Origin of the sequence: Nitrososphaera sp., from assembly GCF_037447015.1 — an archaeon.
In the GTDB taxonomy this organism is placed as follows: Archaea; Thermoproteota; Nitrososphaeria; order Nitrososphaerales; family Nitrososphaeraceae; genus Nitrososphaera.
Window position 1 is genome coordinate 1 of sequence record NZ_JBBIHK010000061.1, and the last position, 8,194, is coordinate 8,194.

Sequence of the window (8,194 nt, forward strand, 5' to 3'; positions counted from 1 at the left end):
TAGTTGGTGCCTGTTCCGGAGAGGGAGAAGGTAGTATCACCGCCACCAGCTGCTGGCGCTACTGGAGCGGCAGCCATGGCCGGAGGGGCAGCTCCAGCAGCTGCTGGTTTGGCCGCAGCTGATGGCGCTGCAGCGGCAGCCGCTGGCTTTGGAGCCGGAGGGGCCGCCATCTGCGCGGCCCTTGTCTTTTGCCTCTTGACAACACAAAGTTGATCGTGAACCTCCTTCATGCTTTGCAGAGTAATGGGATTGCTGTGCCTCAAAAGAGTGCCGCAATCTTCACAGACATACTCTGAAACCGTTGCAGTGGACACGGGATAGCTTGGGCTCTGGCATATTTAATAATTGTGCGCACTCTTCTTCGTCGTTCAGTACTGCTTCTCTATCTCTGCAAACACGGCGCCTGCAAGCTCCTCGGGGCTTGCTGCGTGCACTATGGGGATGCCCACTGCCTTGGCAAGCTTGGTCACAGCCGCCGCGCCGTCATCGCCGCCGCTGCCGCTCTTCCCTCCAGGCTTTGCCCGCAGCAGCCCCACCACCATCTCTATCGGCTCGCAGTCGAGCAGCTTGATCTTGGACTCCATCAGCTTGGCGCCGGTCGCCTCCGGGTCGGAATGCGCAAGGAACGAGACCGCTATCCTGTTGCCGGTGCTGGTGCTCGGCGAGATGATGTCAAACTTGTGCAGCACCCCTGACCTGCCGAGAATCTTTGTGCCGACTTCGATCTCGATCCCGCGCTCGCGCATCTTGGACTTGACCATGCTGGCGCAGTTGTTCAGCATTATGGACTGCTGCAGTATGTCAAGCTCCAGTATGTACTGCCGCGAGTCAAGCCAGATGTCTGCCATGATCTTGTGCAGAAAGGAGACCATGCCTGCCAGGTTGGTCAGTATGTTGAGGCCGCCTGCGCCCCTGGCCTTTGGCGAGTTTGAAAAGAGCATCTCCTTGCCGTCCACGATAACCACCTGCACGTCGGTCTGGAACGCCGATATCCTGAACTCGACAGGCCCGTGCAGCTTTCTGACGATGTCGACTTCGTCTGCGCTTGGCGCCGACAGCACGCGCACCTTGACGCCTCGCTCGCCAAGCGACCTTAAAAGCTCTATTGCGGCCGGCCCGGCAAACGTCGGGTAAAAGTTGAACCCGATGAATACTTCATTCTTGGCAGATGCAAGGAGCGAATGCAGGCTGTCTGCGTATTCCTGCTCGCCTGCTATCATCCTGAGCGACTCGGCCGGCCTGCCAGTCATGAGCGACGTGGCAATTGCCGCAAGCTCTGTGCCGGAATAGAACTCGTTGTTGACCACCGCCTGCATGGCGCCGGCGAAGGACTGCGACAGCGTCCACATGGCCACTTCCTCTTCTGTCGTCCCGCCGCTTGACACCGTTATCAACACTTCTTCTTCGTCCTTGACTGCCATCTTGACCTTTGACGCCGGGTGGTGGCGTATGTCTGCAAACTCGTACCTCCTGACCACTTCGAGGGCCGGCAGGTCGCCCACTTCTGTCACTATCTGGACGGACACGCCCCTTGCCCTTGCCTCAGACAGCGCCTCGTACACGCCCGAATAGTACATCTTGCCCAGGTCCTGCGGCGTGGTGATGATGGAGAGCTTTTTGTCGGCCGCCTTGGCCAGCTTGGCTATCGCCCTGTGTATCTCGTCGCTCCCCTGCAGTATGCTAAAGCGTGTGCCGACCTGCTGCTCGTCTGCAGGGATGTAGAACTTGGAGAGCTGGTCAAGTATCGACGGGAACTTGACCTCTGCCGTCTTTAGATCGTCCCTCCTCCTGTCTATCAGGAGCTGGAGCGCCTTTCTCGGCTCGACTGCTATGAAACTCACCGGCCTGCTCATCGAGCTTTCGACGATGCCCACCTGTTTCAGCCTTTCAAGAACCCTGTACGTGGTGGTCCTGTTCATCTTGAGCGCCGCAGAAAGCGAGCTTGCCCGGGCCTTGCCGAGCCTCGCTAGCCTCACGTACATGCGGGCCTCTGCGTCGTCCAGACCAAAAGCCTTCATGTCGGCTACAAGGGGATCCTCGGACACGGAATTCTTCCGGTACCTAATTATATAAACTGTTTGCACAAATGAACAACGGTTGTCCAGTATTCTGAACAAACTAGACGTTATTATCATGATCGCCGAAAAAGGTGCATGGAACCGCCCGGCAGGCGGCCGCTGCTGCTACTACTGGTGCTGTTGCCCCTGCCTGTACTGGTCTTGGCCCTGGTGGGGACGTTGCCCCAGCTGGCCGCGGCAAACATCGGCGCGGCAGCGCAGCCGTCTGCTCCCGGGGCAGCAGTAGAGCAGATCGAGTTCCTCGATGGCCCGGCGTCCAAAAGCGGAGAAGCGGGAGATGGAGGTGGTGGGGACGCAGCAGGTCCATACGTGATCAAGACAAACGCTTTCTGGACCGAAAAGAACCTGTCCATGTCTATAAGGGCTGAAGATGGAGTGAGCGCCGAGACGCTGGCAGCGGCGCGCGAGTTTGTGGCCGGCAGCAGCAACATCCTGAATAACACCGCCACCACTGCTAATGCTACTCGCTCGACAGTTTCAGAATGGGACCTGCTCTTATCCGAGTTCTCTGGCTCTGCGCCCATACTCTCGCTTTCTGCGGCTGATAGTGATGGCAGTGCCAATATCCGAATAACCCTGACAGCCGCCGATCACCCTGAAGGCAAGCTGGGCAAGACGCGGCTGTTTGCGATCAAGGGCGAAGGCAAGATACTCTCTGCCGAGATAACCATATACTCTGCAGAGCGGATGCTCGGCCAGGGGATGCTAGAGTACGCAGTTGCACACGAGCTGGGGCATGCGCTCGGCCTGTCGCATTCAACAGACCCTGCAAGCATCATGTATTCTGTCCTTGAAATGGAGGACGGCAGGGTGGTAAACGACATTGGCCCGTGTGAGACAAGCGGCATATCGTCGCTTTACGTGGAATCAAAGATAGGCATCGCCGAGTGCTGATTGTGCGTAATAATAATATTGTACTATTATCAGCCTGTCGCCGGAGGCGGGCTTGGTGTCCCTCCGCTTTCGCCGCTGCCAGAAGAGGGCTCTGAGCCGCCTGGGCTGCTTGATGAGCTCTCGCTGCCGCCGCTGGCAGTGGTTTCAGAGGAGCCTGACTCGCTACCGCTGCCACTACTACTACTGCTATTGTTATCATTACTGCTACTGTTGTCGGCTCCGCTACCCGAGGAGCTGCCTTCAGATCCTTGCGTGCCGGCTTCGCCGCTGCTGCCGCCACTACTACTCTGTTCTTGCTGCTGCGCGCCTTCTTGAGGCGGCTGGCCGCTCTGCTCCTCTCCTCCCTGCGGTTGTTCTTGCTCCTGCCCTGACTGTTCCGCCGGCTGCTGCTGTTGCTCCTGCCCTTGCTCCCCTCCCTGCGGCTGTTCGGTTACTGTCGCCGGCTGCTGTCCCTCTTGTTCCTGTACCGGAGGGGCTGGCGGGACGAAGACTGGCGTCGCCGACGTGATGAACACTGACTCGGCATGATTGTTCGTAGGGTCTGCGTCCTTGGTTATTGACGAGATGTCTGCTGTTATTATCGCCTGCTGCCCGAGCTCCACGGGTGTCGCGTCAATAACTATCCTTGTCTCCGACCCTGCATCGAGCGTGCCCATGTAACATTCGATAATGCCCCTTGCCTGGTCACTGCACTCGGCGCCCTCGATAAAGTTCACCTTGAGAAGGGCAGGCTGATAATACGTCGATACCTTGACCCCGACCGCGTTTTCGGGCCCTGCGTTCCTCAATGCCAGGCTGACCAGAGTCTGCCCTGCCTGGCCGCCGCTTACCTCGACGGCGATCGAGGACTCGGATATCTTTGTCGGCGCCTGCTGCGACAACAATTGTTGGTCAGGTCCTGCCATTCTCTGCTGCTCGCGCAGGTCGTCTATCTGCCGCTGGAGCGAGTCGGTCTTGGTCTGCAATTCCGAGATCGCCTCCCATATTGCCCTGAACGGGTTGGCCGGCGACTCGTCGGCAAATGCGAACGAGCCCTGCGATATGGTTGCGCCTATCACAAAGGCCAGCACCACAAAAGCTATCGCCTTGCCGCTCGTCTTCACATTAATAGTATGGACTGGTTATTATTTAAATCTATCTTTAAATCTATTTCCTTAATTTACCGGGGTGCCGACAAACTTGCAATGCGGCGCGCCGGCCGCCTTGCACTCTGTCTCTGCAAATCGCCACTTGCTGCTGCCGCCTTCTGCTGCGTGCGACGCGGCAGCGCTGAGGGCGCCTGCGACAAAGTCGTCCACCGGCACTCTGTCGTCTACTTCGCCGGCCCATATGGAGTCGTGCCAGATGACTTCTATCTGGTTACTCGTCATTGATGCTATCTCAAACCTGCCCCAGCCTTTCAGCTTCCAGAGCAGGAGAAAAGATTGTATAAAGTTCCCGCCCGTCTTTTTCGTCACGTCGTCGACGAACTGGCTGACCTCGCTGAGATAGTCCCTGCCCCACTCGTAAAAGAACGCATGGACTTCGGTGCCCACTATTGATTTCGTATAGTTGTAGAGGCTTGACAGGATAACTGTAGGCATTACCATGATGCGCTTGCCGTCTGCCTCCATCAGCTTGCTGTCCTCTTCTATGAGCGAGAGCGCGTAATCCTTGAAGGTCGCTTCGTCCGGGTCGCCTATCCTGTCTGCCAGCATGTCTGTCCTGTCTGCCTGGCTGACCAGCTTCCACAGCTTGGCCACACCAACTTTGCGGCTCGTGATTATGCCGTCGACCCTTAACATAGAAAGATACTTTGACATGGCGCCCTGCGTGATGCCGACCTGCTCTGCTATCTTGGCGCCAGTCAGGCCCTCCGGGTGATCCTGCAGGGCCTTGATGACATCCTCCTTGATGATGCTGTAATCCTGCCACCTGCGTTTAGCCTGAGGATCGTCCACCCTTTGCACCTGCGCTCATTAGAATATAGATTTAAACCTTTTTAAGAGTTTTCCTTTAAACCAAGATTTTCATCTAGACCTATCGTTATCTTTTTGCCCGTCTCTGCCCCTGCCTTTTCTCCTTCTGCATCCGTTGCTGCGACCTGGCCGCCGCTGGGTTTTTCGCCGGGTGCCTGCGTTGTCGTCGTTGGCATTGTGGCAATGACGGCGATGACCGCAGCTGCCGCTATTGCCCCTGCTATAGCTGGCTGCCACCATCATTGCTCTTCTGGACATGTTCTTTCTCTGTCTATATGCTGCCTTGTGCTTGATAAAAGAAGAGAGAGTGGCCCGAGTTAAAGAAAGATTGCGGGAAGCGGCAGACTCATGACTTCCACGGTAGCCTGGCGCATCGCAGATTACTTGGATATGCGCAGGGACCTCGTCTCAGACACGCGCTTGCCGTCCACCAGATCTTCAAACAGGATGTTGAGCCTGACCGTCCCTGCCCCGCTTGCAAGAACTTCTTTTCCGTATTCGAACGGGCGGGTAAAATTGTACGGGCCGTACGTGATCGGCATGTACCTGCAGTCATCTGCCTTTCTGTAGTAGGAAAGCCGCTTGCCGTCTTCGCCCAGCGCCTCGACCTCAAGCGCGTGGCAGTTGGAGCCATACCCCTTGGCAGTTACGGAGAACCTGGCCACGTCGCCTGTGCCGTACGGCGCCTCCTGCAGCCCCTTTATTTCAAGCGTGGTGGGCGTCAGGTAGGGAACCGAGATAGCCTGCGACTGCGCAAGCGCGACAAAAACGCCAAAGGCCGCTGCTGCCGTCGCGACGGCTGCGATAGCAACGGCGTGCCGGATTTGCATACCGAAATCTCTTTTAAGGTGGCAGTTTTTATTTTTTCTCTGCCCCGTCCTTTTTGCCCAGCCGCAAGGCTCGACGGCTATTTAAATATAGATTTAAATAATACTGTCAATAACCTAGACCTATGCGCCTTGGTGGCAGGTGGGCCCCGCTAGCCGCAGTAGTGGGAGGAGTCTCGCTAGTTGCAGCGGCCTTTATCTTGCCTCTGTTTATCGCTGCCGGCACAAACAACGCCACGCTTGCAAGCCTTGCGCTAAAGGGCAAGGTCGACATGATGCTCTACGACGCAGACGGCAGGATCAAGGACGAGCGCCACTTTGACAACCTCATAGTGAACGCCGGCGTCGAGGGCGTGGCGTCCAGGATCGCGCCGCACGACGGCACCATAAACCCGTCGTCGGCATACAACTATATCGCGCTTGGCACAGACAACACGCCTGCCGCAGCGACCCAGACTGCGCTCGTGTCAGAGCTGCCGTTTGGGCCCAACTATGTCAGGCTGCAGGACGCGACCGCGCAGTACGTCCCTGCATCCGGCTCGGTTCCGCCCAAGCTCATCCTCTCTGTGATATACCCGCCAAACCAGGCAACGGGCACGCTGCGGGAGAGTGCCATTTTTAACGCGGCATCAGGCGGCAACATGTTTGCAAGGCAGGTGATAACGCCCCAGATAGCCAAGGCGGCCGGCGACACCCTGACTGTCACCTGGACCATAACGCTCTCGCCCAGCTAGGCAAAAGCTTTTCTCGAATAGATGCCAGCTACAGAATATTGTTATATCTTCTTTTTACAGAAGATTTTTCACTTTTTTGAGGAACTTGCCACGCTTGTTACCAAATTTAAGTATAGATTTAAATATAAATTTAAATAATGAAATCCGCCCAAGAGAGTCGTAGTTGAGCGGCTCTTGCGGCCTGAAAATGGGCACATCTGGGGGCATCAGGATCGCCCTGGTGATCGTCCTTGCTCTATCGGTGATCCCATTCAGCAGGATTGATGCCGGGATCTTGCCTGCATTTGCAGACTCGGACCCGTCTGCAAAGATGAACCCTTGGTCGCCCTCTACTGCGGGCATCCCCGGCCAGACGACTTTTACGTTCTCTGCGGATGCAACCGCAAGCGCCGGCCTTGCCCGGGTCGAGTGGGACTTTGACGGCGATGGCGGAGTTGATGCCCCCACTCTTCTTGCCGGCCAAAACCATGTCAACGGCTTGACGACGTCGTACGTCTATTCAAGCGACGGCATCTTCTGGCCCCAGGTGCGCAGCGTCGACCTGGCCGGACAGTATTCGGGCTGGGACCGCTACAGGTCCAGCGGCAACGACGTCCCGCTGATCGTCTCGTGGCCTGCGCCCTTTATCACGATGCTCCAGTGGCAGCCGTTCAACGTGGCCGCAGGGCAGACAGTCACGTTCAGCGCCACCGCGTTCAACCCCGTGGGCATCCAGGGCTTTGAATGGGACCTTGACGGCGACAACATGCCTGACACTTTTACCCCTGCAGACGTGCCCGGCGCGACCAGCGCGTCCGGCTCTGTCCAGTGGGTGTTCACCGGCGCCCTGGCCGCATTTCCGCAGGTGAGGGCCCTTGACAACGACGGCTTTCTCTCGACGTGGGACATCTATGACATCAACGGACAGCCAGTCCAGATGGTCGTAGGGGGAGGCACCCCGCCGGCAGTGGCCATGAACCAGTGGGCGCCCTACTCTGCGACGGGCCCGGACGGCCAGCCAAGCACCGTATTTTCGTTCTCTGCCGACGCCTCGTCAAGTGCCGGCCTGGCCAGTGTAGAGTGGGACTTTGGAGGCGACGGCGTGCCAGACCACGTAGAATCGCTTGCCGGCCAGACCTCGATGACTGTAACTGCTTCGCACACGTACGGCCAGGTCGGCTCCTGGATCCCTACCGTGCGCGTTGTTGACATCAACGGCCTCGATTCGGGATGGACCCCGTACCTGGTGGGCGGCCAGCCCGTCGCCCTTGACACGGCAGCGGCTCCTTCTACTCTGGCAGTCACCCTCAACTTTGCGCCAAGGGCGGCATCTGACGTCGGACCGGACGGCACGACTGCGACTGCCTTTACGTTCACGGCCACTGCGAGCAACCCTGCGGTGAGCTATGCGTGGGACTTTGACGGGGACGCAAGCGTCGACCTCACCACGACGGTCCCGACTGCCACACACACTTATCCGGCGGCAGGCTCGTACCTTGCTTCGGTCACGGTGACAGACAACCTCGGCCAGGTCAAGTCGACGACTGCGCTTGACTCCCTGGGTGGAGGGGAGACCGTGGACGTGTCGCCGACTGCCCCCGTTGCGACCATGAACCCGTGGGCGCCCTACTCTGCGACGGGCCCGGACGGCCACGAGAGAACCCCGTTCACATTCTCTGCATCTGCATCTGCTTCTGCCGGCGTCAAAAAGATAGAGTGGGACT

Annotated in this window: 8 protein-coding genes; 3 read left to right on the forward strand and 5 right to left on the reverse strand. The window is 58.0% G+C overall.

Annotation, left to right across the window (positions count from 1 at the left end):
* Positions 1 to 368 precede the first annotated feature (368 nt).
* Complete coding sequence (locus tag WKI84_RS12635; protein WP_337863917.1) at positions 369 to 2,045, reverse strand: helix-turn-helix domain-containing protein; 1,677 nt, start codon at positions 2,043 to 2,045, stop codon at positions 369 to 371.
* 108 nt (positions 2,046 to 2,153) lie between these two features.
* Here WKI84_RS12635 and WKI84_RS12640 point away from each other — a divergent pair, with 108 nt between their 5' ends.
* Positions 2,154 to 2,972, forward strand: coding sequence for a matrixin family metalloprotease (locus tag WKI84_RS12640; RefSeq protein ID WP_337863918.1), 819 nt, complete (start codon positions 2,154 to 2,156; stop codon positions 2,970 to 2,972).
* A 29-nt stretch (positions 2,973 to 3,001) separates the two neighbouring features.
* Here WKI84_RS12640 and WKI84_RS12645 read toward each other — a convergent pair whose 3' ends face one another.
* The 4 genes from WKI84_RS12645 to WKI84_RS12660 all read right to left on the reverse strand — a co-directional run bounded on the left by WKI84_RS12645 (position 3,002) and on the right by WKI84_RS12660 (position 5,760).
* A complete protein-coding gene (locus tag WKI84_RS12645; protein WP_337863919.1) occupies positions 3,002 to 4,075 on the reverse strand; it encodes a hypothetical protein in 1,074 nt (357 codons plus the stop codon).
* A gap of 51 nt (positions 4,076 to 4,126) precedes the next feature.
* Positions 4,127 to 4,912, reverse strand: coding sequence for a winged helix-turn-helix transcriptional regulator (locus WKI84_RS12650; RefSeq protein WP_337863920.1), 786 nt, complete (start codon positions 4,910 to 4,912; stop codon positions 4,127 to 4,129).
* A gap of 41 nt (positions 4,913 to 4,953) precedes the next feature.
* Positions 4,954 to 5,106, reverse strand: a complete 153-nt coding sequence (locus tag WKI84_RS12655; RefSeq protein ID WP_337863921.1) for a hypothetical protein — start codon at positions 5,104 to 5,106, stop codon at positions 4,954 to 4,956.
* Between the two features lie 204 nt (positions 5,107 to 5,310).
* The gene (locus WKI84_RS12660) at positions 5,311 to 5,760 is read right to left on the reverse strand and encodes a hypothetical protein (RefSeq protein WP_337863922.1); all 450 of its coding nucleotides are present in this window, start codon (positions 5,758 to 5,760) and stop codon (positions 5,311 to 5,313) included.
* Positions 5,761 to 5,882: 122 nt separating this feature from the next.
* On the opposite strand from WKI84_RS12660, the gene WKI84_RS12665 reads away from it, so the two are divergent.
* Both WKI84_RS12665 and WKI84_RS12670 read left to right on the forward strand, forming a co-directional pair.
* A complete protein-coding gene (locus WKI84_RS12665) occupies positions 5,883 to 6,491 on the forward strand; it encodes a hypothetical protein (RefSeq protein ID WP_337863923.1) in 609 nt (202 codons plus the stop codon).
* 187 nt (positions 6,492 to 6,678) lie between these two features.
* Positions 6,679 to 8,194: PKD domain-containing protein (locus WKI84_RS12670; RefSeq protein WP_337863924.1), on the forward strand; the 1,516-nt coding region annotated here is incomplete at its 3' end.